Annotated in this window: 22 protein-coding genes, 2 tRNA genes and 1 pseudogene; 14 read left to right on the top strand and 11 right to left on the bottom strand. The window is 58.0% G+C overall.

Going from position 1 to position 24440, the window contains the following annotated elements:
• Positions 1-26 precede the first annotated feature (26 nt).
• The 3 genes from WDB91_RS07160 to WDB91_RS07150 form a co-directional block, all read right to left on the bottom strand.
• Positions 27-2177: a hypothetical protein gene (locus tag WDB91_RS07160; protein WP_339111895.1), complete on the bottom strand. Its 2151-nt coding sequence runs from the start codon at positions 2175-2177 to the stop codon at positions 27-29.
• A complete protein-coding gene (locus WDB91_RS07155) occupies positions 2177-2869 on the bottom strand; it encodes a hypothetical protein (protein ID WP_339111894.1) in 693 nt (230 codons plus the stop codon). Before WDB91_RS07155 ends, WDB91_RS07160 begins: the two co-directional genes overlap by 1 nt.
• Before the next feature lie 214 nt (positions 2870-3083).
• A complete protein-coding gene (locus WDB91_RS07150) occupies positions 3084-3326 on the bottom strand; it encodes a helix-turn-helix domain-containing protein (RefSeq protein ID WP_339111893.1) in 243 nt (80 codons plus the stop codon).
• Positions 3327-3554: 228 nt separating this feature from the next.
• Here WDB91_RS07150 and WDB91_RS07145 point away from each other — a divergent pair, with 228 nt between their 5' ends.
• The 5 genes and pseudogenes from WDB91_RS07145 (at position 3555) to WDB91_RS07125 (ending at position 8264) form a co-directional block, all read left to right on the top strand.
• A complete protein-coding gene (locus WDB91_RS07145; RefSeq protein ID WP_339111892.1) occupies positions 3555-4175 on the top strand; it encodes a helix-turn-helix transcriptional regulator in 621 nt (206 codons plus the stop codon).
• A 247-nt stretch (positions 4176-4422) separates the two neighbouring features.
• A pseudogene (locus WDB91_RS07140) lies at positions 4423-4644 on the top strand (integrase core domain-containing protein); the annotation flags it as partial.
• Positions 4645-4724: 80 nt separating this feature from the next.
• Positions 4725-6380: an AAA family ATPase gene (locus WDB91_RS07135; protein WP_339111891.1), complete on the top strand. Its 1656-nt coding sequence runs from the start codon at positions 4725-4727 to the stop codon at positions 6378-6380.
• Positions 6377-7258, top strand: a complete 882-nt coding sequence (locus WDB91_RS07130) for a hypothetical protein (RefSeq protein ID WP_339111890.1) — start codon at positions 6377-6379, stop codon at positions 7256-7258. Before WDB91_RS07135 ends, WDB91_RS07130 begins: the two co-directional genes overlap by 4 nt.
• Before the next feature lie 337 nt (positions 7259-7595).
• Entirely contained in the window at positions 7596-8264 is a 669-nt protein-coding gene (locus tag WDB91_RS07125; RefSeq protein WP_339111889.1) for a hypothetical protein, read from the top strand.
• Positions 8265-8460: 196 nt separating this feature from the next.
• Here the strand turns inward: WDB91_RS07125 and WDB91_RS07120 are convergent, their stop codons facing one another.
• The 5 genes from WDB91_RS07120 to WDB91_RS07100 form a co-directional block, all read right to left on the bottom strand.
• Entirely contained in the window at positions 8461-8979 is a 519-nt protein-coding gene (locus WDB91_RS07120; RefSeq protein WP_339111888.1) for a hypothetical protein, read from the bottom strand.
• A gap of 147 nt (positions 8980-9126) precedes the next feature.
• Entirely contained in the window at positions 9127-10683 is a 1557-nt protein-coding gene (locus tag WDB91_RS07115) for a TniQ family protein (RefSeq protein WP_339111887.1), read from the bottom strand.
• A gap of 151 nt (positions 10684-10834) precedes the next feature.
• Positions 10835-10911 (bottom strand) — tRNA-Arg (locus tag WDB91_RS07110).
• A gap of 56 nt (positions 10912-10967) precedes the next feature.
• Positions 10968-11044, bottom strand: a tRNA-Arg gene (locus WDB91_RS07105).
• Between the two features lie 94 nt (positions 11045-11138).
• Positions 11139-12539 carry a HAMP domain-containing sensor histidine kinase gene (locus WDB91_RS07100; RefSeq protein WP_339111886.1) on the bottom strand — a complete coding sequence of 467 codons (1401 nt, stop codon included), beginning with the start codon at positions 12537-12539 and terminating at the stop codon, positions 11139-11141.
• 278 nt (positions 12540-12817) lie between these two features.
• On the opposite strand from WDB91_RS07100, the gene rpmH reads away from it, so the two are divergent.
• From rpmH to yihA, 8 genes are all read left to right on the top strand, one after another.
• The gene (gene rpmH, locus WDB91_RS07095; protein WP_339108028.1) at positions 12818-12952 is read left to right on the top strand and encodes a 50S ribosomal protein L34; all 135 of its coding nucleotides are present in this window, start codon (positions 12818-12820) and stop codon (positions 12950-12952) included.
• 29 nt (positions 12953-12981) lie between these two features.
• Entirely contained in the window at positions 12982-13500 is a 519-nt protein-coding gene (gene rnpA, locus WDB91_RS07090) for a ribonuclease P protein component (protein ID WP_339111885.1), read from the top strand.
• Positions 13501-13502: 2 nt separating this feature from the next.
• Complete coding sequence (yidD, locus tag WDB91_RS07085) at positions 13503-13784, top strand: membrane protein insertion efficiency factor YidD (RefSeq protein WP_339111884.1); 282 nt, start codon at positions 13503-13505, stop codon at positions 13782-13784.
• The gene (gene ttcA, locus WDB91_RS07080) at positions 13771-14652 is read left to right on the top strand and encodes a tRNA 2-thiocytidine(32) synthetase TtcA (protein ID WP_339111883.1); all 882 of its coding nucleotides are present in this window, start codon (positions 13771-13773) and stop codon (positions 14650-14652) included. Before yidD ends, ttcA begins: the two co-directional genes overlap by 14 nt.
• 119 nt (positions 14653-14771) lie before the next feature.
• A complete protein-coding gene (locus tag WDB91_RS07075; protein WP_339111882.1) occupies positions 14772-16259 on the top strand; it encodes a GGDEF domain-containing phosphodiesterase in 1488 nt (495 codons plus the stop codon).
• A gap of 125 nt (positions 16260-16384) precedes the next feature.
• Positions 16385-18229: a membrane protein insertase YidC gene (gene yidC / locus WDB91_RS07070; protein WP_339111881.1), complete on the top strand. Its 1845-nt coding sequence runs from the start codon at positions 16385-16387 to the stop codon at positions 18227-18229.
• Positions 18226-18984 carry an MOSC domain-containing protein gene (locus WDB91_RS07065; RefSeq protein WP_339111880.1) on the top strand — a complete coding sequence of 253 codons (759 nt, stop codon included), beginning with the start codon at positions 18226-18228 and terminating at the stop codon, positions 18982-18984. Before yidC ends, WDB91_RS07065 begins: the two co-directional genes overlap by 4 nt.
• A complete protein-coding gene (yihA, locus tag WDB91_RS07060) occupies positions 18984-19634 on the top strand; it encodes a ribosome biogenesis GTP-binding protein YihA/YsxC (RefSeq protein WP_339111879.1) in 651 nt (216 codons plus the stop codon). The genes WDB91_RS07065 and yihA overlap by 1 nt, the downstream gene beginning before the upstream one ends.
• Here the strand turns inward: yihA and WDB91_RS07055 are convergent.
• The 3 genes from WDB91_RS07055 to WDB91_RS07045 are packed head-to-tail and all read right to left on the bottom strand — an operon-like array spanning position 19631 to position 22506.
• Positions 19631-21163, bottom strand: a complete 1533-nt coding sequence (locus WDB91_RS07055) for a cryptochrome/photolyase family protein (protein ID WP_339111878.1) — start codon at positions 21161-21163, stop codon at positions 19631-19633. The two genes, yihA and WDB91_RS07055, sit on opposite strands and share 4 nt — an antisense overlap.
• Positions 21153-21857 (bottom strand): SDR family oxidoreductase, encoded by a 705-nt coding sequence (locus tag WDB91_RS07050; protein ID WP_339111877.1) that lies wholly within the window; start codon positions 21855-21857, stop codon positions 21153-21155. The genes WDB91_RS07055 and WDB91_RS07050 overlap by 11 nt, the downstream gene beginning before the upstream one ends.
• Before the next feature lie 4 nt (positions 21858-21861).
• Positions 21862-22506 carry an SDR family NAD(P)-dependent oxidoreductase gene (locus WDB91_RS07045; protein WP_339111876.1) on the bottom strand — a complete coding sequence of 215 codons (645 nt, stop codon included), beginning with the start codon at positions 22504-22506 and terminating at the stop codon, positions 21862-21864.
• 363 nt (positions 22507-22869) lie between these two features.
• On the opposite strand from WDB91_RS07045, the gene WDB91_RS07040 reads away from it, so the two are divergent.
• Entirely contained in the window at positions 22870-24429 is a 1560-nt protein-coding gene (locus WDB91_RS07040; protein WP_339114471.1) for a 2-isopropylmalate synthase, read from the top strand.
• The last annotated feature ends 11 nt before the right edge of the window (positions 24430-24440 follow it).

Genomic DNA, 24440 nt, shown 5'->3' with positions numbered 1-24440 from the left:
CCTGAATAATCTGCCGCACGTTCGGGTCATTCATTGTCATCACTGAACCTCCAACTGAATTTGGGTTTTCGCGAGCCGCCGTCGGTATTCGGCGCTGGATCTGGCGGCGTGGGTTGCGTAGAAGCCGTCGGTGTCTTCTCGGCAGCCTGCGAGATTGCATTGCTGAGACTTGGTCGATCAGAGAGAGGGGTGATTTGTTCCGCCTCGGCTTCACCACCAAAGCTCAGTCCGAAAAAGCACTCCTGCTCGGCACGCCGGATGTCGCGCGCCGATACTGTCAGTGGGCCAATCTGCCGCCATGCCCGCTGGGCATCGTCGTTCTTGGTCGAGCGTTCGAGGGCTGCATCCACCACATCGATATGAAGGCGCGCGGCAGCCTTATTGGTCCGCCGGAGATCGCGGATCGTCGCGTCCCAGACCGCCAGAGACACGCCTTGCAGCTTGCTCAGTCCGGCAGGGATGGTGTGCCAGGCATCGTCATACCAAATGGACAGAAATCCCATATCCTCGGGATCAAGCCGCAGATCCATTTTCTGTGCGCCATAGCGCATGAAATACTCAGCAAGCTCCCGGCTATGGTAATTGACGCCACAGACCAGAACCCCATGCCGCCCCAGCTGGCGTTGCAGTGGAATACCCAGAATATGGCGCAGCTCATGCGGGGATTTAGCGGGACTATGGCCGTATTGATCGATCAGGCGGTCCCAAGTATTCGCCGGCGTCGCATATTCCAAGCCGCGGTGCGGCGTATCGTGGTATTCGTCGACAACGAAACTGACGAGCAATTCGACGATGCTCTCGGCTGTATGGACGATATTCTGGTCAGCAGGATAATCACCACGCTCTTGCGTATTGCCGAATGTTCTTCCCGTCAGCCGCTGCATCAACCGCGTTCCGAAGGTTCGAAAAAGCCGCTCGATACGGGCACGCAATTTTGGAACCCCAGCGGGTAAAACCTCATAGCCCACATCAAGATCGGCCAAGGCTGCCGAGAATTTGGAATCGACGAATGCGCTGCCGTTATCGACGAACACCGAAAAGATATGCCCGCCTTGGCTCCACTCTTTCTGACATCCAAGCTGCTTGGAGATCGCGGCCTTATTGCGCATCGCCAGCCAAAGGGTCGCGAGGGCGATATCCGAATTAGGTTTAAATGCCATTTTTACGGCCAGTACGACGCGTGTCGCACGGTCCAAGGCCACGCAGATCCAGGAGCGTCCGGTTCTCAGCTTGTCAAAACTCGGACGACTGACATCAATGCCACCCCCTTCAAGAAAGGCAAGAAGATCTATCTGCCATTCGTCCATCTCGACGCCTTGCAGGGGCGCCTCGACCAATAGACCTTTGGTGTAGGGACCAAACTTATTCTTGGCGACCGTGAGCCCTTCTCTCGCAGCGCAGACCTCGAACTTGTTCAACTCGGAGATCCGTCGTCTGACCGTGCTTTCGGAAATCTCTGGCTCCGGCAGGTCTTCATTCAAGGCGAGTGACTTGTTTAGCTCGCGAATGACCCTGTTCACTTGCATGGTCACATAAGGCACATTGACCCGGTTCGGATGTAGATAGAGCTTGAATGTCTCCTGCATGATCGCCTCGGCCCGCGCAGAGACCCGCTTGGCATTCTGGCTATTGAAACGCGACCTTTTGACAAAGCACATCGGATCGCGCGTTTCCTGCCAATCCCTCAGCCATTTCATCAGTGAAGTCCGACAAGGCGCGCGCAGCGCAAAGAGCTTTGCCAGTTCTTCAGCGTTGCGCCCTTGGCAGATCTGCTCCGTCAGCCTCGCCTCGACACGCTCGACCAGTTTGGGCATGTAGGCGCACACGGAAGCTTGCGAGCGGCTGACCTCCTTGGCGGCCTCCCCCGCCTCAAATTCTTCTACGAAAAGCTGTTTGCGAAAAACGCGGGCCTGCTCGGCAGCAGGCATTCGGCTGACAAGCATGCTTCCCGCCGAGGCCCGCCGCGCAGCTCTTGAGTTGGAAAAATAGCCATATTCCAGCCGTGCCTTACCATCGTCCAGCATCGTTTTAAGATCCTGATGGCTCAGGCAAAGAGGTTCGGAAGTGGCATTTAACGCGCGCAACTCGACAAGCGTCTCGCTCACATTGTCGACCATGTGAAGGGTCTCGCCGAGGATCACCGCCTCGGCCTTGGATATGCGTAACCGGACCGCCATTATTGCACCTCCGGCAGCGTCAACATACTGCGCTCGGTGACATGGTGGGACAGATCTGCCTCGACTGCCCCGTCAAAGATCGCCCGAAAGACCGCGCGATAGGCCCGCCCCTTCAGCCCGGTCGCCTCCACGACCTGCTGCACCGATGTCGATCCGTTCAGCCCGCGCAAGACTTCGGCGACAACAGCATCCGCTTCCGCGTCCTCAATCCCACGAAACATATGAAGGAGCTCGGCATTCCGCACCTCTGCCTCGGAGTAGCTGTTCTCGGTCACGAGCAGAGCATCATCCGCAAACCGCTTCGGCAGCTGAGCTTTGATAAGAGCGAGCTCCTTATCGAAACCGTTACGTTCGACCAAGGCGCTCGGCTTTACGGCCAGAGCAAGCTTGAAGCCGGTCTCAAACAGAAGAAGGTAATCAAAGACGTGATACCGAAGCTTCCCCGCAGCATCGCGAAAGGGAACGCGGGGCGGCTGGTCCCAGATGTCGACCACTTCCCTTTGCGAGAAGCTAACGAGCAGGCATTTACGCTCCTCATTGCTCTCGAAGATAAACTGGCGCCATGCAGCACTCCGATGCAGTTTGGCCAGCAGAAAACCACGCGCGCTCGACTTTGAGCGCGCCGCAAACATACGCGTCGCCCGCGTGCGCTCCGGGGGCACATACGGCCCCCAGAAATCAAATCCATCCATTGGAATTCTTACCCGCGCGGCAGATCAATCTCTGCCCACGCCGAGCTCCTCTTTCATTGAGACACAAAGACCCGCCGCGCAGAAAGCTCTGCGCGCTTGACCGGATCCAGAAAATGGGTCATGAAAGAGATGTATCGGGTGCTACTTGATACATCTCCATAGAGGGCCTTCGGAGCTGCAACTCCGACGGCCCTTCTTCATTTACGGCGTATTGTTACAGATCATCATCGGCCCTCCTTTTTTGACAAGGAAACAGGTCCTCGACGTGTCGTCCCACGGCTTCGGCAAGCGCTTTCTCGATGCGCGCCGAACGGCACATACGTTTTCCAACCAAAGTCAGCGCTGAATCATTCACACCAATCTCACGAGCCAGCTGCGCAAGGGATGTTCCCCGGATACGTAGCTGTGCTTTCAGCAGTTCATGGGCGTCTAATTCTTCCTTCGTCGGGGTGCGCATTGAGCCGCCTCCAGGTTCTGCATGAATGGAATGTGGGCAAGCCCCCTTTCAAGCTAAGGATCTCTATCTTTCTGGGTCAACCGCGCAATCAATTGACTTAAAAGGAAAAAGAGAAGCGGACTCTTTGGTCCGATCGGACCGAAAAGTCCGGCCGTTGTATTTCCAATATAAATTTCGGTTCCCGAACTAAGGTTTCTGAGTAGGCTGGAAAAACCAGCAGCGGAGGCAATGGAAATGGCAGAGGGAGACAGCCCATACGATTCGACGATCAAGCACGTTGGAGCGACCGAGCTGCTGAACTTTCGACTGGAGAGAGGGTGGACCAAAAAGCATCTCAGTACGGAGCTCGGCATATCGACACGAGACTACTACCGCTACGAAAAGGGCGAACGTCCCGTGCCGGCCTCAACGCGATGTGCAATGATAGACAAATTTCAGTTTGATTTACTGCCCGCAGAAGAGCTGGCCCGCCATATAGGCGTAACCCTCGCACCAGTACCCGAACCGGTCCCCACAGTCGTCCCTATTCCATCACCCGAGCCAGAACTGGATTTCTGGAAAAACCTGCGTGAGAATGAGGTGAAGAGAAATCGTAGAGAGAGATACTCTAAAGCGGGGCAAAAATTCATTCAGCTTCGTGACGACGCGTATATCTGTAGCACGGCATATGTAGTAATTAAGATCATCGTTGAAGAGCTTAGTTTACCTCGCGACTTTAAGCTGTTGGAGGTTGATTGGGCGTTTGGCGCTGCCGTTGCCGTTATCGTGCTATGTTCACCGCCAGTCCTTGCTGAACTCCCTTTACTTAAGGCCGTGCAGCACCTGTTAAAGCGCACTCAAACGCCATAGTGTGAAGCCAGATGTCGAACTAAGAATAACTTCCGCTCCTCTGCCCTTTTAGCGGTGCCGCCGATTGAACGGCAACAACGCAGCGAAAGTATTGGCTACGTGTTTCTCCTCGACGCCCTGCATGGGGGAATATCGGCGGAAAGCTGACTTGCGGCGCCGCGGCGTGGTAGCTGCAGCAATAGCTCAAAGCCGTCATTTGCTGTGCTCTCGATGAATGCCAGCTCTTCGCCGGAGAGCGAACACGGCTCTTGCTCTAGCACATTTCCAGCCAGGCAAACCGCAGCAGAATGGTTACGTCGACTGATACAACCGGACGGTCCGGCATGAATGGCTTGATCTCCACATCTTCGAAGCCATCAAAGTGTTGCGGCAGATTGGCACCGAGTGGCTCTACCGCTACAACCAAAAACTCTCGACCATCGGCACCGGCGGGATGACCCTAGTGCAGAAACTGAGAATGGCCGGATGAATCCTCTGCCCAAGCCCTTGCAAAAATTGGTCGGAGTTGCGACCACAACAGTACAAAGTTGAGGTCTTGGAGAGTGTGTTGTGGACGAATACGCTGACGGTTATCGGGTTCTGTTCGTAAACGAGAAAAATCTTTCGAGCACCACCGAACCGGGCACAATCCTAATCGCGCCCAGTTTGGATAGTTGGAATGACTTTGGTGAACGTATTCTTATCGAGGCGGTGCTCCAGCCAAGACTTGATGCCAAATTCGGAAGCGAACGCCTAGAGTTCCGCGGATTTTTTGGCTTTTTAGATAAGCAGGGCGATAACTACGATACTTTACCGCTTCGCGACCTTATCGATCGTGCTTCTGCCCCGACCTCCGCCGAAAAGGTGCCGGCATATTTCACTATGCTACCCGATATGGAGAGCTATCGGCGAATCGTCGGCCAACTTGGACCGGAAGAAGCTCGCATCGCATTACGCGCGATGAACGATATTGTCGAAGCGGATGACCGACCCGCTGGGAGGCAGTGGCTTAACAGAGCCCGTAATAGCCCATTATTTCTCAATGCATTTCTGCGAAATAGCGAATCTTATTTCACTTGGAAAAACGCAGCACCAATCTTACGCGGTGTTGAGTTCGAGGAACTTGGCAGGATATCCAGTGGCTTGCATATACAGTTCCAGCTCGCTGGACGACCAAATGCACACGATCTAAAATTTCGATTTGCTCAGGGGGAGCATGTGCTCCCACAGCGCTTTGCGGTCGTAATTGGTAAAAATGGCGTCGGCAAGAGCCAAGCGCTGGCACAGATTATCGATGCAGCGTTGCTCGGGAAATCAGAACTCACTGATCTGGATGGTCATCGCCCGATATTTAACCGAATACTTGGTTTTTATCCGTCAGCCTCGGCATCGTCCGCATATCCCAGCGATCGCCGCAAGCGCTCGCGATTCTGGTACCGACGCTTTCCTTTGATGAGTCGATGGTCGAAACATACCGCCAGTGACCTCATCATTCAACTTGCACGCAGCATTGAGGGTATCGCCGGACAGAGCCGCTACAAAATTTTCCTGAACGCAGTAACCGCGATTGAAGGTCACAAAGAACTGGTATTGCGTACAAAGGACGGTGAAGACCGCCCTGTCTCCATTTTTGAACTTAACCAAGGCGGAGAGCAAAAGCGGCTTGAGCGATATGCCGCAATCAATGTCGGCGTTGAACCTGTCCGTATGATCGAGGGCAAGACCTATCGTCTAAGTAGCGGAGAACTTAGTTTTCTTCGCTTCGCTGCGCTCACCAGTCTCTTTATTGAGAACGGTACACTGCTACTTTTTGACGAGCCTGAGACGCATCTCCACCCGAACTTTATAAGTCAATTTGTTGCACTACTGGACAAATTACTTGAGCAGACCGGATCCGTGGCGATCCTGGCAACGCACTCGGTCTATTTTGTTCGCGAAACGATGGAGGATCAGGTCACTGTCCTGCGTTCCGACGCGGATCGCAGAGTATTAGCCGAGACCCCGACGCTGAAAACGTTTGGCGCCGATGTTGGCGCTATTTCCTACTTTGTATTCGGCGAAGATCAGCCTTCGCGTCTCGCTCAGGAGGTGGAAACCAAAATCATGGCGCATTCCGTCTCTTGGGAACAAATATTCGAGACCTATAAAGATCGGGTCTCGCTTGATCTGCTCGGAGAGATTCGCGCTCGGGTGGAAAGATCTGAGCGCGAGGCTGGCGGTCAATGAATCGACTTGATCCGCCCGACTATTTCGATGACGCGGCCGCGCTCGACGCATTGGCATTGAATATACGGCTCAAATGCTACCCGAATTTGGCCGTTGAGGTTCCCGCGCTCAAGGCAGGTTATCTTCAGTATGTCGGTGCCAGCGGCAATGTGCATAACATCGCCAATGTTGCGCTCCCAGTTCAGATACAGAAGCAGCTCAAGGCGCTTTACTCCTCGCCTTCAAAAGAACTACCGCACATTGATCGCATCCGCGAGGAGAGCGATGCTAACTGCTGCCCGATGTGTGGGTCGTTTCACAGTGGCACCCTCGACCATTTTCTCCCCAAGGAGGAGTATCCGGCCTTCGCCATCTTCGGACCCAACCTTGTTCCAGCATGCAAATGCAATAGCAAGCGGACCAACCAGCTTGTTGGCGCAAATATAAGCGAGCGTATCCTCCATCCTTACTTCGACGATATCCTCCGCGAGCGGCTATTTATTGCGCATTTCGAGGACTTTGGTCTCGTGCCGCGTATCTCGCTCCGACTTGCACTCGATCCAGCGCATGCATACGCCTCGGCGGTACATTTCCACATGACAAATGTTGTAGAACGAACCTCGATACTGAGGCATCTGCGCACCAGTTGGACTAATCTTCTGCGTCGACCAAGCCTCGCGGCGGCAGACCTACGGAATGCGCCAGCGTCTCGGCAATCTCTGATCGACATCCTGAGGGCGGAACTGGATCGACAAGATGACACTTATGGCAGTCGTAACAACTGGCGTTCAGTATTTCTCTCTGGCTTGCTCGAAGACGCCTTGCTTGACTGGCTATTTGCAGCATTCCAACGAGCAGGATGGGAAGCAGACGGACCTCTCGTTGAAGGAATCGTCTAAGATCACGCCTATATCAGAAACTCGTTTACAGACGTGGCCGGTACAGGGGACAGGTTACAGGGCTGGTGAGGATATCGCCGAGCGAAAATGGGCGCGTGAGTATATGTCTAACGTCCATCTATTCGCTGTGTCTACGCCCTACACCTATTTGAGGGTGGTACAGCAGCTGAGCTGATTGCGCCCTGCCTGCTGCTGTCACTCCGTGGAGTTGCATCGGACAGCCACTTAGCGGAATGCTGCTCCGCAGCATCGATTGAATTGGAATTTCGGGTTTGGGCCGGAATTGCTGTGTTCGGGCTGCCTTGCTCTCAGCGGCGTTATAGAAGAGATTTGAAGCATGGCATTATCGCAAGTTCAGATTATTCAATCCCTAGCTGAAGCACTTTCTTGGTTTGAGAAAGAGCTGAACTGGGGCGTACAGCAAGCCGAGTTACGCCACTTATCTGGTCGGATCGGGGAGCTTTATGCAGCGATGATCACACGTGGCCAAATGGCGTTGGCCGTCAATCAGCACGGGTATGATGTTGTCAGCGCCGACGGGGAGCGTATTTCTGTCAAAACGATCACGACATCATCTCAAGTTTCATTCAATTTGGACACATTCGATCAGGTGGACCGAGTAATTGTTCTTCGCTTGGTCGTCGAAGAAAATGAGGTTTCGATCGAAGAACTGCTCGATTGCACGAGTGCTGAAGCGCGCAGTGAAATGCGCGCTTCAGCGTCTAAATTGGTCTATACGCCTCGAAAGCTGCCCCGAGTGCGCGAACTTTCTGATTTACGTGTTACCGCGCAGGCAGTGTCTCGTGACATTCTCATCAAGCAACTCGAGAACGGCACTATTTTAGTTGAGCGCAACGGACAGCGAGAAACCCCTGCCATACCTGCACTTCGTGAAGTAGCCGTGGCAATCGGAGTCGACATTCTCAACTCGAATGGAAATCCGAAAAATACTCGATCGCTCGGTGCTGATATCTTGACCGTTTTATGCTCTCAATCCGTTTGGTAAAAAATATAGATTACATACACTTGTTAGAGGAGAGGGGTCCTGCGCATTTAGCTTGAACAACTGCTAAGATCGATGTCTATCAAGAATAGCCAAACCCCGCCATCGTGCCTGATCCCGGCAGCTAATGTGCCGCATGACTGGCTCGAGCACAGCGGCCAATCATATTCGCAGTATTTCGATCTCGGATAGGTTGGTGCTAGTTGCGCGCAAGCTGTTTGACGATTTCATCCACGACAGCATAACTGGCCCGAGAGAGATGAGGACAAGTTATTAGCTTTCCACCGGTCCAGCCTTGAAGGTGCTTTGCAGCGGGAACACCATGAGCAATGATGACACGCGGTTCGAATGTCGTCAAAAGGAGATCGAAGGCGTCTGTCGTGCTTGCCGGCATATTAGCCATTTCAGTCGATGGTGTCGCGTAAATATTGGTTTCTAACACGCCCGACACCTTTGACGTGAGCCTATCAATACGTCGTCTCGTTGCCGATGGACCCTTACCGCGCGCCGCTCTTTCGGCGTCGTAGTCTCGACGCCATAAGCCAAGGTCGAACCCCTTGTCGGACGTCCAGAACCGCCACCAGTTGCCACCAGTAGTCGCCGCGTTGTAACCAACGACCCATGTCGAGCAGGTTGAAGGATCACCATCGCAGACAAATGGTCTTTGTGATGAGGGTCGACCAATTGTTTCTGCAAGTTTCATTTCGAATTCGGTCATGAGATCATAGTTGCAGGTAATCGCTGGGCGCGCAACGTACTCGTTGCCGCGAATGTCCTCTTCGACGGGCTGCAGTGCAACATGGCCGAAGCTCTACGAAAGTCGGCGGAGGGCCGAAAGCTACAAACTCACTTATTTCGCTATCGACTAACGGGCGACGCGACTGTTCCCTGCATCGCACTCGGCCAAGCAACCAGATATGGTCAAATCGGAGCGCCAATAAATGCGGCTTAGGTCAGGTGGCATAGGTAGCGTGGCCACGCCTTTGTTTCGCAAACGAGTGGACAAAGCCCCTACGGGGTTTCGCGTAGAATTCGCGAGCTCTCCGAGAGATATGAATCTTTGACGAAAAGCCTCAAGGCTTTTGCGAGATACCTGCAGCGCTCCGATACGAGCCTCAGCATTGCAATGGGCACGACTTAGAAAGCCGGCATGCGCAAGGTAGCTGGCTGTCCTTACAGTTATGCGCAAATAGCTTGCTGCCTCAGCAATCGGATAGGCTATAGATTCCAGCTCATCCACTTCACTCCGATCTCCATCAGCCTCGATCCACTCTCCTAGTTCACGCCTGAAGGCAGAAAGCATAGCCTCGGTGACAAAACTTTTGGTAGCGACCGTGCCATCCTCTTGCCTATATGCCAGCCCCCTCCGGACGAGCAGCTCTTGCTCTTCAAGAGAGAAGCCCTCAACTGAGGGAACAAGCGCTTCATTACGCGAAGCAATACCCTCAGAAGGCACACCAAAGACCTGAACGCCTTTGCGAATCGAGAAACGAGCAAAGATTTCTCGCCGCATCAAAGCACGCAGCGGCTCCACTTCATCACCAAGCCCCCTACTCTGAAGCCATTTCATCAGCGGCCCGTAAATACGCCCGAAGAAGCGCTTCTCGGCATGTTGCTCAGCCAGCTCTTGCAAGCAGCTTGAGAAGGCCAACTCACCCCCCTTGAGCACTTGGTAGCCTGCTTCTCCATACTGTGCCCATTCGTGCTCACCATGGCCGCTGAGCGTCGCCTCGGGCCCCTTCTTTAATAGTAGACCTAGGACCTCACAGAGGCGTGCTGCAACATTAAGCTCGAGCCTGTCGAGCCATGCATCGCCCCGCCCGCTAAGAATACGCTCCATAAGACAGCACTCAAAGGAGCCCGTAGCTGCGGGCACGAAGTTTTGCGATAAAACCCAGTCGAAGTGCTTCCGGATCTGCGCCGCGAAATCCCGTCCATCCCTCGTGATTTTCTCAGGCGGCAATGTGACCAGTAAACAGCCATGATCGGCACAACTTCGTACCGAGGCAAACTTCCAATGTAGCCTGCGAGGCATCCGCCACGCTTCCTTCGCAGATGGAACCTCTTGGCGTAGACAATCGGGGCAGATGCGTATGCGCGAGCGTTGCAGGCTGGACGTCGTCGCGATTTCATCGCGCAGGCGGAAGCGGTTATGACCGAGATGACGGATGGAAACCCGCGCCAGCGCAGCAGCATCACAACCTGCAAGCTGCGCAAGCTGGACGATTGCCAAAGGTTCGCCGCGGAACAGAGGATCGACCGGAAAGGCCAGATCACCGCAGAACTGGTAGACAGAAGGTGCACCATTTCGCGCGGCCAACCGCGTTAGCAATGACGAAGCTGGCTCAAAGCACGCGTGCTGCACGGTCAGCGGCAGCGGCGCGAAATGGGCATCGGGATCTACAGGTCGACTTTTTGCCACGCGAGTCTTTCGGAAGTAGGCATTGAGATCGCCCCAACCCTAGGCCAGCCCGCTCAATCGACCAATACACCAACCATAGGCCAAAATCATATTCGTGGACATCTATGTGAAAGAAAAGCCAGTTTCGTCTGACATGCGACAGTTTCAGAAATGGCGGACCCGGAGCGATTCGAACGCCCGGCCCCTTGATTCGTAGTCAAGTGCTCTATCCAGCTGAGCTACGGGTCCGCAATATCTGCACCTGAGTAATCAGGCTATGTCGTTTCTGGCAAAGCCAGAGATAGTGGCGGACCCGGAGCGATTCGAACGCCCGGCCCCTTGATTCGTAGTCAAGTGCTCTATCCAGCTGAGCTACGGGTCCGTCGTGGGGGGCTATCTATTGGGTAAGTCGGGGGGGCGCAAGAGGAAAAATGAAAGTTTTTTCACAAGACAGCATTTCTCGGGAAATGCGCTTCTCAGACAGGCTGCATCGATAGCTCCTGCGGCAGATAGAGCATGAACTGAGTACCCGTCTCGTCGCTCCGGTTCAGCTCCAGCCGGCCACCATGGCCTCGGATCAGCTCGGCCGAGATCGCCAACCCCAGCCCCGTGCCGCCCTTGCGCGAGCCTCCCGTGAAAGGCTGGAACAGATGTTCGCGCGTTTTGGCGGGCAGGCCCGGACCGGTATCCTGAACGCGGATCCACCAATCATCGCGCGTCTCGCCTGCGCCCACCTCGATCGTGCCATGCTCGCCCGTGGCTTCCAGCGCCTGACGCGCATTGCGTACGAGGTTGGAGATCACGCGATAAAGCTGCTCGCGGTCGGCACGAATGGTGAGATTCGGCGCGATATCAACGATGAAATCGACAAGTCCCGCCCCCTCGAGCGATTGCTCGCTCTCGACCACCTCGGCCACCAGCGGCGCCAGCATGAAACGCGAAAGCGAGGGCGGCGGCTCCTCGGCTTTGCCGAAGGCCAGTGTCGTCTCGCACAGATTGACCGCCCGCCCGATCGAATTGATCAGCTTGGGGGCGGCGCGCTTTACCACCGGATCCTCGGAGAACTCCATCCGGTCCGCAAAGAGTTGCGCCGTGGTCAGGATATTGCGCAGGTCGTGGCTGATCTTGGCCACCGCCTGCCCCAGCTGCGCCAGACGCTCCTTCTGGCGCAGGGCCGCCGTTAACTGGGTCTGCATATCGGCCAGGGCATCCTCGGCCACACGCAGCTCCTGAATACGGGCATTGGGCGCGATGATACGGCGGTTATCCTCGGGCGCCTCCGAATAGGAGGACATATGCGCCACCAGCCTCTTGATCGGGGTCACCATCAGGCGCTGCACCAACGCGAAGAGAAGCACGGCCGTAATCCCCGAGATCACCGCCGACAGGGTCAGCAGGCGTAGCCCGTATTCGATCATCCCGATTCGGATCGGTTTCGTGTCGAGCGTGATCTCGATCACCTGCCCGCCTCTCTGCACCGGTTCCCCCACCACGCGGATGATATGGTTCTCCGGGTCGATCAGGATCCTGAGCGCATCGTGGATCCGGCTCCAGAGCGAGGCATTGCGGATGTCATAGGTGCCCGAGATCGCCTCGGGGAGCGGCGAGGACAGCACCAGCTGACGCACCGCATCGCGGCGCAACACCACGTTATAGACGCCCGCATTGGCCAGAAGCTCGTTCTCCAGATCGGGATCGATAGTCGATTGATCCGTGGCCAGCAGCGAGAGAGAGGCGATCTGGGCACGCTCCAGACGCGTGAGCAGATAGTTCTCGCGGTAGGTCGCGATTCCCGGCAGCAGAATCAACAGCTCCGCCAGGACGACGAAGATCGTCGTCAGAATAAGGAAACGGCCGGAAAGCGAGTTGATCTTCATTACCTGTCTCGGGTGGCTCCGCGACTATGACTGCGGGACGGATCTGCAAATATTGTTGCTTTGTTGCGATAAATAGGGCGTGATGGCAAAAGACAAAAGAGACAACCGCCCGAATTATCGTGAATTCGACATCAACTTCGGGGCAATCGGCAAAAAACTGCCCCGGGTCAATTGACTTGTGATCTTATCCTGACTAAAGACCGGGCCTCGAATATGAGCGGCAGCCGAATCCGTTTGGCGTCGTGTTGCCCTACCGTATCAGAACCCGGAGTTAAGCGATGAAACGCACTTTCCAGCCCTCGAACCTCGTTCGCGCCCGTCGCCACGGGTTCCGCGCCCGTATGGCAACCAAAGGTGGCCGTAAGGTCCTGAATGCACGCCGTGCAAAAGGCCGGAAGTCGCTGTCGGCATAAGCCGTCACGACTGGCGACAGGCTAATCCTATGACACCGTCGGAGGCTTCCGTGACAGACCCCCAAGGTCAGGACGCGGGCACGGCTCCGGCGGTTTCTTCATGCGCGGATGCCAGCCATCCCGCCACCCCGCCACCCGTTGCGACCCTTCGCAAACGGGCCGATTTCCTGCGTGCGGCCTCCGCGCGCCGTGCCGGCATGCCGGCAGGGCTCCTGCAGGCACGGCTACGTGTGGATGACCTCGTCTCGCCACGTCTGGTGCGGGTAGGCTTTACCTGTTCCAAAAAGGTCGGCAATGCGGTAGCCCGCAACCGCGCCAAGCGCCGCCTGCGCGAGATCGCGCGGCTTGTGCTGCCGCAACATGGCAAGCCCGGCTGGGATTATGTGCTGATCGGGCGTGCAGACGCCACCGCCACGCATGATTTCAAGGCGATGCAGGACGATCTGGTCCGTGCCTTGGAGCGGGTCCATGCCGAGGATTACCGTCCACCCAAGCCCCGCGGCCCGAAGCCGAACATTCCCCGTGGCCCGCGCCGCGGCAAAGGCTAGACATGAGCCCCCTGGCCCATATCATCGCCCTGCCCGTGCGTGCTTACCGGCTGGTCGCGAGCCCGTGGGTCGGGAATGGCTGCCGCTATCAACCGACCTGTTCGGCCTATATGCTGGAAGCGCTTGCCCTGCATGGGGCCGTCAAAGGCACCTATACGGGCGTCCGGCGCATCCTGCGCTGCCACCCGTGGGGCGGACACGGCTATGACCCCGTTCCGGGCGCCGACCCCGACCATGACGCGAAATGCCATTGTGCAAAGGAGCATGACCATGCTGGACGATGACGACGCCCCGATCCATCCGCTCTTTGCCGACGCCCCCTCGACGACGGCCTTCAAGAAGCTGCGCAAGCGCATCGTCCGCCAGACCCGCGAGGCGATCGAGCAATATGGCATGATCGAGCGTGGTGCCCGCTGGCTTGTGTGCCTCTCGGGCGGCAAGGACAGCTATACGCTGCTCGCGGTCCTGCATGAACTGCAATGGCGCGGGCTGCTGCCGGTCGAGATCCTCGCCTGCAACCTCGATCAGGGCCAGCCGGGTTTTCCGGCCACCGTTCTGCCCGAATTTCTTGAGAAAATGGGGGTTCCGCACCGGATCGAGTATCAGGACACCTACTCGGTCGTGATGGACAAGGTTCCGCAGGGCCGCACCTATTGTGCGCTCTGCTCGCGCCTGCGCCGCGGCAATCTCTACCGTATCGCGCGCGAGGAAGGGTGCTCGGCCGTTGTGCTGGGGCACCATCGCGACGACATCCTCGAGACATTCTTCATGAATCTCTTCCATGGCGGGCGTCTGGCAACGATGCCGCCGAAGCTGGTAAACGAGGAGGGCGATCTTTTCGTCTATCGCCCGCTGGCTTTCGTGGCCGAGGAGGATTGCGAGAAGTTCTCCCGCGACATGAACTATCCGATCATCCCCTGCGATCTCTGCGGCAGCCAAGACGGGCTTCAACGCCAGCAGGTCAAGCAAATGCTTGATGGATGGGAGAAAAACCGCCCTGGACGGAGACAGGTCATGTTCCGTTCGCTGATGAATGCGCGCCCCTCGCATCTGCTGGATACGGGACTGTTCGACTTTGCCGGCCTGTCGCTGAAAGCGGGCGGTGATTCAAATTTGAACGATAACATCCCCGATTTGCGCCAGCACGATTAACCGATCACTGACAAAACCCGCCTAAGACTACGGCTATTAATTTATGCGCCGTTTGACGAGGTATGGTGATGTCGAAGGAAAAGAATCGAAAACCCACCCTGAAAGGGGGCCCGATTCTCATGCGTCGTGAAATGATCGCCTTTGTCCCGGCGATCATTCTGGCGGGCTACTGGATCGGACTGGAAGCGATGATCCTCCTCGGCGTTACCGCATTGGCGGTGGGCTGGATGACCCGCCCTGTCCTGCCTTCCGATGATCTGGAAATGACCACTCTCGATCCGGCAACGGGGCTGCCGCTACGCGAACTGGCCCTACCGATGATGGACAAGATCATGACCGAAGCGCGCACGAGCAATCGCCTGACGAGCTGTTTCGTGATCGCCATCGACGATCCGCAGAATTTTACTGCCAATACCAGCACCCGCGAGTTCGATGATACGATGCGTCGCTCGGCAGAGCGTCTGCGCTCCGTGCTACGCGATTCGGATTACATCGCACGCCTGGGCGGCGCGCGCTTCATGGTGATGCTGAAACCGACACCCAATCCCGATCTCGAAAGCATGATCCAGCTTTCCGTCCGGCTTCAAAGCACGCTGGAAGAGCCACTCTCCATCGGCGGGCGCACCCTGTCGCCCACCTTCCATATCGGGTTCTGCCAAATGAGCCGCAGCCCTAAGCCAGATGCCGAAAGCATTCTGGACGCCGCCGAGATTGCGGCAGAGGAAGCCTCGCGCAACGGCACATCGGCGATCCGAGCCTTTTCCAACGAAATCCGCCGCTCTGCCGAAATCCGCTCGGCGCTTTCCGCAGAGGTGGGCGATGCGTTGGAGAACGGCGAGATCGTCGCCTATTTCCAGCCGCAGATCTGCACCGATACCGGCCTGATCTCCGGTATGCAGGCGATGCCGCGCTGGCTGCACCGTGATCGCGGCGTGCTGGGTGAAACCGATATCATGCCCGCAGTCATGGCCGCAAACCTGCGCACCCGCTTCTACGAAGTCATGATGTTCCAGGTCTTCAACGGGCTGAAGGAATGGAATGCGCGGGAAGAACTGGTCGGCGTGATCTCCTTGCCCATCAACGAGGAATTGCTCGCCAACCCGAAGATGCCCGAGCGCCTGCAATGGGAATTCGACCGGTTCGAGCTTCCTGCGGACCAGATCCGTCTGGTGCTCGAACAGGAGATCGTTTCGAAGCTCAGCGATGATATGATCTCCCATACGCTCAGCGCCTGCCGCAAGATGGGCTGTAAGATCGAGCTTGCCGGTTTCGGAAGCGGCCCGGCTTCGATCAATTCGGTCCGTAATGCCTGCGCCGAGCGGATCCGCATCCATCGCAGCTTCGTGGCCCATGTCGATCACGATGCCGAACAACAGCGCCTTGTAGCCGCCATCATCTCGCTTGCCGAGGGGCTGGGCATCCAGACCATCGCAGAGGGGGTAGGTTCCATCGGAGAGCACGCAATGCTCGCGCAGCTGGGCTGCAACCATGTGCAGGGCCGCGGTATTGCCAGCCCGATGCCGCTGGAAGAAACCCATGACTGGATCGCCCGCCACATGGCCAAGCTAGAGAAAACACCAAGGCTGAATACCCGCCGAGGGTCGTAAAACCGGCGCGATCATCACGAATCCTATTGGGAAGCGAAGGAACGGGGGGAAAGGGCTTGACCTTTTGCCCCCCCTTCTGTTGAACCGACACGACTTCCCGAAAGGCAGACGGATCCTCATCGCCCATGGAAAACCAGAATAAGAACCTCATCATCGCAGCCGTATTATCCGCACTCGTGCTGATCGGCTGGACAGTCTTCTTCCCGCCGGAGCAGACGACCAATCCGGAGGGTGGTGAAACCGTCTCGGATCAGGCCGCCTCGGCAACCGCGCCCACCATCGCACCGACACCGGATGCGCTGAATACCGCGACGCAGGACGCCAAGAATGTAGCGAATGCCACCAGCGATGAGCTGGCGAACATTCCCCGCATTCCGGTCCAGACGCCGGATCTGAAAGGCTCCATCTCGCTGATGGGCGGCCGTTTCGACGACCTCTCTCTCGAGAAATACAAGGAAACGCTGGCCGACGACTCCCCTGATGTGCGGCTGCTCGCGCCGATCAGCGGCACCGAGCCCAACGCCGCCAAACCCTATTATGTGGTCTATGGGTGGTCCCCCGCAGGCGGCTATTCGGCCGATCAGGTTCCCGGGCCCCGCACGGTCTGGACCGCCCCTGAAGGCGCCAAGCTAACCCCCGACACCCCCGTCACCCTGACCTGGGACAATGGCGCTGGCCTGATTTTCCGCCGCACGATCTCGGTCGATGACGATTACATGTTCACCGTCCAGCAATCGGTCGAGAACACCACAGACACCGAGGTCCGTCTCGCGCCTTATGGCATCATCGCCCGTCACGGCCTGCCGCCGTCGAAAGCGACCTATGTCCTGCATGAGGGCGCCGTGCGCATGAGCGATGGCAAACTCGAAGAGATCAAATACAAGAAATTCGGCGATCTCGAGCAAAGCGCGGGCGAGGGTCAGGCCGAGCTGATCTCGGTTTCCGAAGGCGGCTGGACCGGTTTCACCGATAAATACTGGATGACCACGCTGGCGCCGAAAACCGGCCCCTTCACCTCGGTCGTCAAATATTCGGGCGAGAACTCCGATATCTATCAGACCGAGACCCGCCTGCCCGTGATGACCGTGGCCGCAGGGGCAACCCAGTCGGCAGACACCTATCTCTTTGCCGGTGCAAAGGAATACGAGGTCATCAAAGGCTATCAGGACAATCTCGGGATCACCAAATTCGTCGATTCGATCGACTGGGGCTGGTTCTACTTCCTGACGAAGCCGATCTTCTGGCTCCTGCACTGGCTGCATGCCGCCATCGGCAATATGGGCTGGGCAATCATCGCGCTGACCTGCATTATCAAGCTGATCGTCTTCCCGCTGGCCCGCAAATCCTACATCTCCATGGCGAAGATGAAGGAATTGCAGCCCGAAATGGAAGCCCTCAAGGAGCGCGCAGGCGACGACCGCCAGAAGCTGCAACAGGGCATGATGGAGCTTTACAAGAAGAACAAGGTCAACCCCGCCGCGGGCTGTCTGCCGATCCTGCTGCAGATCCCGATCTTCTTCTCGCTCTACAAGGTGATCTATGTCACGATCGAGCTGTATCATGCGCCGTGGTTCGGCTGGATCCATGACCTTTCGGCTCCCGATCCGACCTCGATCCTGAACCTCTTCGGCCTGCTGCCATGGGGCACGCCGGAACCGGGCAGCTTCCTGTTCATCCTCAGCCTCGGCATCCTGCCGATCCTCTTGGGCGTGTCGATGTGGTTCCAGCAGAAGCTGAACCCCGCCCCCGCCGACAAGAGCCAGGCGATGATCTTCGCATGGATGCCGTGGATCTTCATGTTCATGCTGGGTAGCTTCGCGTCGGGCCTCGTGCTCTACTGGATCGCGAACAACACGATCACCTTCATCCAGCAATATACGATCATGTCGATGCACGGGAAACGCCCGGACATCTTTGGCAACATCAAGTCGAGCTTCGGGAAGAAGAAAGCCGACGGAAAGGCCAAATGACCGGCATTCTGAGCCATATCTTCCGCCATCCGATCAAAGCGATCGGGGCGGAAGCCATCAACAGCGCGTCCCTCACAGAGGGGCGCGCTCTGCCTTTGGACAGGGTCTGGGCCGTGCTGCACGAGCGCTCCAAGATCGAACTCCGCGAGGGCCGCGCCGATTGGGCGCAAAAACTCAATTTCGTGGTGGGCGTCTCCGCCCCTGCCCTGATGGCTGTCACGCTCGAGACGCGCGGCGAGGCATTCTGCCTCTCGCATCCTACGAAAGATCCACTGGTTTTCTCACCGCAAAACGCCGAGGACCACGCGCGGTTTCTGGCATGGCTTGACGATCTCTGGCCCGCGCATCGCCCCCGCCCCACCGGACTGGCCGCGGCAATCGATCAGCCCCTGACCGACCAGAAAACGCCGGTCCTGTCGCTGATCGGCACCGGCTCGCTGGGCGATCTGTCGCAGGCGGCGGGCACCACCCTCGACATGCGCCGGTTCCGTGCCAATCTCTGGGTCTCGGGTTGGGGTGCCATGGCCGAGCAGGAGCTGGTCGGGAAGCGCCTGCGTCTGGGCGAGGCGGAGCTGGAAGTGGTCGAACCCGTAGGTCGCTGCCGCGCCACCGACGGCAACCCCGAAACCGGTGCGCGTGATCAAGACCTTCTCAAACTGCTGAAAGACCGCTATGGGCATACAAATTTCGGGATTTTCGTGCGCGTCACGAAACCCGGCCAAATCGCGACCGGCAGCAAAATCGAGGTGATCTGATGCAAATCCAATTCAAGGAAGCCCCCGCCCCCGAGCAATTCGCCGCCGAACGTGGCCGGTTGATGTTCGCGGCTCCTGTCGAGTTTCTCAAAGGCGTTGTGGCGATGTCGGGCATGCCGCCTGCCGACCGGATCGAAGTCTGTTTTGCGGGCCGCTCGAATGTCGGGAAATCATCCCTGATCAACGCCTTAACAGGCCGCAAGAACCTTGCACGCGCCTCCAATACCCCAGGCCGGACGCAGGAGATCAACTTTTTCACCACGCAGGACGGCCCCTATCTGGTCGACCTTCCCGGCTATGGTTTCGCGCAGGCCCCCGTGCCGATCGTGAAAAAATGGCAGGAACTGCTGCGCGCCTATCTGGCGGGCCGCCCGACCCTGCGCCGCGTCTTTGTGTTGATCGATTCGCGCCATGGTGTGAAGGCCGTGGATGAGGAGATCCTGACGCTTCTGGATAAATCCGCCGTGACGTTCCAGGTGGTGCTGACCAAAGCCGACAAGATCAATGCCAAGGACCACGAGGCGCTCTTCAAGCAGGTCTCGGGCGCTCTGGCCAAACACGCGGCAGCGCATCCGGAGATCATCCTGACCTCGTCGGACAAGGGCGTTGGCATCGAGACACTCCGCGCGATCATTGCCGGTCTCGACTAAAACGCGTCCTGCGCGATCTTGTTGAGCATCGTCTCGGCCTGCCCGAGGATCGTTTCGCGATCCTCGGGTTTTCTCTTGTCCCATGACCGATAAATGACTGCCATACGGGGGTTCCCCGCGAATTTCTCGCGGTTCCGGTCGAGAAAGTGCCAATAGAGCAGATTGAACGGGCAGGCCCCCTCACCCATTTTCTTCTTCACCGAATAGGCGCAAGACCCGCAATAATCCGACATCCGGTCGATATAGGCGCCCGAGGAGACATAGGGTTTGGAGGCGATCACGCCGCCATCGGCAAACTGGCTCATGCCCGCCGTGTTGGGCGCCTCGACCCATTCGAACGCATCGATATAGACCGCAAGATACCACTCCTGCACCTGCGCGGGATCCACCCCCGCCAGAAGCGCGAAATTGCCGGTGATCATCAGACGCTGGATATGGTGGGCATAGGCCAGATCGCGGGTCTGGGCCACGGCGTGGCGCAGACAGTTCATCTCTGTCTTGCCGCCCCAATAGGCCCAAGGCAGTTTGCGGTGCTGATCCAGATGGTTGCGCGCGGTATAGTCCGGCCCCTCATGGAAATAGATGCCGCGCACATATTCGCGCCAGCCGATGATCTGCCGGATAAAGCCTTCCGCAGAATTGAGCGGCACCTTGCCCGCCGCATAGGCGCGGGCTGCCGCCTGACACACCTCCAAAGGCCCCAGCAGGCCAAGATTGAGATAGGGCGAGAGGAGCGAGTGATAGAGAAGCGGATCGTCTTCCAGCATCGCATCCTGATAGGTCCCGAAATCCGCCAGATTATGCGCGATGAAATGAGCGAGCGCCTTTTGGGCCCCCTTGCGGTCCACTGCCCAGTTGAACCCTTCGAGCCCGCCGAAGTTATCGGCAAACTCCCGCGCCACCAGATCCAGCACCTCGCGCGTGGTGCCATCCGGCGCAAAGCGCGGCGCGTTCACGCGGAATAGGTCGGCCTGCGCGGGCTTACGGTTCTCGGCGTCGTAATTCCACTGCCCACCCTCTGGATCATCTCCTGCCATCAAGAGCCCTGTTTTGCGGCGCATCTCGCGGTAGAAATATTCCATCCTGAGCGATTTGCGGCCCTTGGCCCATTCGGCAAACTCTGCCTCCGAGCACAGGAAGCGGTCATCGGGCAATTGCACCACGGGGATCGGGCAATCCTCCAATGCCTGCCGCAGCCGCCACTCGCCCGGTGCAATCGTCACAGCCGAAGCCGCCCCATGTTCCTCGGCGCGGCGCAGGATTTCGCCGGTGATCGAGCCACTATTTCCCGCCTCGCCGAACCGCGTATAGGCCACGGTCCAGCCATCGGCCCGCAAGCCCTCGGCAAAAGCCCGCATCGCGGCAAAGACCAGCGCGATCTTCTGTTTGTGATGGCCCACATAATCGGTCTCTGCGCGGACCTCGGCCATCACGATCACATCGCGGGTCTTGTCGGCGGCGCGCAGGGCGGCACCCTCGGCCGTCAGCTGGTCGCCCAGCACCAGAACGAGGCGTGGTTTATTCGCCATAGATCATCCGCCGTGTCATGCCGCCATCGACGGGCAATACTTGCCCCGTCACAAACCCCGCCCCCGCCAGATACATCACCGCATCGGCAATATCCTCGGGTAGGCCCACACGCCCCACGGGATGCTGCATATGATCACGCGGGCTGAGCGGCTCGCCCACCGTATCGATCCAGCCCGGAGCGATGGCATTGACCCGCACATCGGGCCCCATCCCCACCGCCAGCGCATGGGTCAGTGCCACCACACCCCCTTTGGCCGCGGCATAGCCATAGGTCTGCGGCTGCGACTGGAAGGCGCGGGTGGAGGCCATATTCACCACAGCACCCCTGGCCGCCTTCAGAGCGGGTGCACATTCACGCACCATCAAAAAGGTGCCGGTCAGATGGGGCTCCAGCCAATGATCCCAATCGGCGAGCGTCATGGTCTCGATCGGGCCGGAGAACGGGTCGGCGGGGCCGCCGTTATTGACCAGCAGATCCAGCCGGTCGAAACCCGCCTGCTCCACCGCCGACTTGACCGAGGCCTCATCGCCCAGATCGCAGACAAAATCCCATAGCGCCATCTCGTGCGGCAGGGTCGCAAGCGCCTCCTCGTCGATATCGAGCGCCGCAACCTGCCAGCCCTCTTTGACCAGACGCAGCGCAATCGCCCGCCCGATCCCCGAGGCCGCCCCCGTTACGATCGCCGTCTTCATATAGTCACCACTCCACTGGTCTGCCGGAATAATCCCAGAAACCACCGCTTTGTTCCGGCGTCAAACCCTGAACCACGGTCAACAGCCGTTCGGCCGCCTCTTCGGGAGAAACCTTATCGGCGGTGTAATTGCTGGTGAAGGCCGTAGCCACAGTCCCCGGATGGAGGGCAGCCACTACAAGCTGCGGGAATTTGCGCCGCAATTCGATGGCCGAGGTATGCACGAGTTGGTTCAGCGCGGCCTTGGAGGCCCGATAGGAATACCAGCCCCCCAGGTGGTTATCACCAATCGATCCCACCCGCGCCGACAGCACGGCCAGCGTGGCTCGCCTGTCGCGCGGCAGAAGCCTGCGCACATGCTTGATCACCAGCGCGGGCCCCATCGCATTTACCGCGAACTGGCGCATGATATCCTCGGCCTTCAGTGCCGAGAGCGACTTCTCGGGCGTGCCGAGAATACCGGAGGCAATAAAGACCAGATCGAATGTGCCGTCGAGACCCGACATCACCGCCTCGATCTTGGCCTCTTGGGAAATATCGAACCCGTCCCGCGCGCGCGAAAGCCCGATGACCTCGTGTTCGCCCTGTTCCAGACGGTCGCGCAAGGCGCCGCCAATACCGCCGGTATCGCCAATGATCAGTGCACGCATAAGTGCCTCCCTAAGCTCCCTTCCTGAAATTGCCGCGCCGCAGCATGATTTCAACCCCAAAAAAAGGACCGGTCCGGCCATTTTGGGCTTTTCATCGTGGAATCTGCCCCTATAGTCCAGCCCATGATGACACGCACCGCACATAACCCCACCTCGCTGGCCGCCCAAGGGCGTGGCCTGACGGCTGGTGGCGGTGCGCTGCGCGGCCTTCTCCTTCTTCTTACGCGCCTCTGAGCGTGCCCTTGGGCGCGACCGCTCGGAGGTAGCCAGCGCCCAAGCCACCCGATGCCCAAGCGGTTTGCTGGCCATCGGGGTTCAGACGCGTTAAGAGCCGATTACGAGGAGACAACCATGGCTGCGAACATGACCGATAATTCCCAAGTTCTGATTTTTGACACCACCTTGCGTGATGGCGAGCAATCGCCGGGTGCGACGATGAGCCATAACGAGAAGCTCGAGATCGCAGGGCTGCTCGATGAAATGGGCGTGGATATTATCGAGGCAGGCTTCCCGATCGCCTCCGAAGGCGATTTCGCTGCTGTCAGCGATATTGCCAAAAACTCGAAGAATTCGGTGATCTGCGGCCTGAGCCGCGCCAATTTCAAGGATATCGACCGCTGCTGGGAGGCCGTGAAACACGCCGCCCGCCCGCGCATCCATACCTTCATCGGCACCTCGCCCAGCCACCGCGAAATCACCAAGCTCAATCAGGACGAAATGGTCGAGCGCATCTTCGAGACCGTCACCCATGCCCGCAACCTGTGCGAGGATGTGCAATGGTCGGCAATGGATGCGATCCGCACCGAGCGTGACTATCTCTGCCGCGTGGTCGAAACCGCGATCAAGGCCGGCGCCACCACGATCAACATCCCCGACACCGTAGGCTACACCCTGCCCGACGAATCGGCCGACATCATCCGTATGCTGTTGGAGAAGGTTCCGGGTGCCTCGGATGTGGTCTTTGCAACCCATTGCCACAATGACCTCGGCATGGCGACCGCCAACAGCCTGGCGGCGGTTTCGGCAGGTGCGCGCCAGATCGAGTGCACGATCAACGGCTTGGGCGAGCGTGCGGGCAATACCGCGCTCGAAGAGGTCGTCATGGCCCTGCGCGTCCGTAAAGATCTGATGCCCTACGAGACCAAGATCGACACGACCAAGATCATGAACCTCTCGCGTCGCGTGTCCCAAGTGTCGGGCTTTGCGGTGCAGTTCAACAAGGCGATCGTCGGCAAGAACGCGTTCCTGCATGAATCGGGCATCCACCAGGACGGCGTATTGAAAAACGTCGAGACCTTCGAGATCATGAAGCCCGCCGATATCGGCATCACCGAGACCAATATCGCGATGGGCAAGCATTCGGGCCGTGCCGCGCTGCGCTCGAAGCTGAAGGAACTGGGATACGATCTGGCCGATAACCAGCTGCAGGACGTGTTCGTACGCTTCAAGGCTTTGGCCGACCGCAAGAAAGAGGTCTATGACGAGGACATCCTCGCGCTGATGACCGATAGCGTCGTCAATACCGGCGAGGACCATCTGCAGGTGAAGAAACTGCGCGTGGTCTGCGGCTCGGACGGTCAGGAAGCCGATCTGGTGATGACCGTTGCGGGCGAGGAGAAAAAGGCCACCTGCGAGGGCGACGGCCCCGTTGATGCCTGCTTCAATGCGGTCAAACAGATCTTCCCGCATGGCGCGCGCCTGAAGCTCTATCAGGTGCAGGCCGTGACCGATGGCACTGATGCGCAGGCCACCGTGATGGTGCGTCTGGAAGAGGATGGCCGTATCGTGACCGGTTCGGCGGCGGATACCGACACCATTCTGGCCTCGGTCAAGGCGTATGTCGGTGCGCTCAACCGCCTGATTCTGCGCCGCACCAAGACGGCACCGGATGCCGATATGAAGACGGTCTCCTTCAAGGAATAAAGCAGAACGGC

This window comes from Thioclava sp. GXIMD2076, assembly GCF_037949795.1.
Lineage (GTDB): Bacteria > Pseudomonadota > Alphaproteobacteria > Rhodobacterales > Rhodobacteraceae > Thioclava > Thioclava kandeliae.
This window is presented reverse-complemented; position numbering and strand designations above follow the sequence as displayed.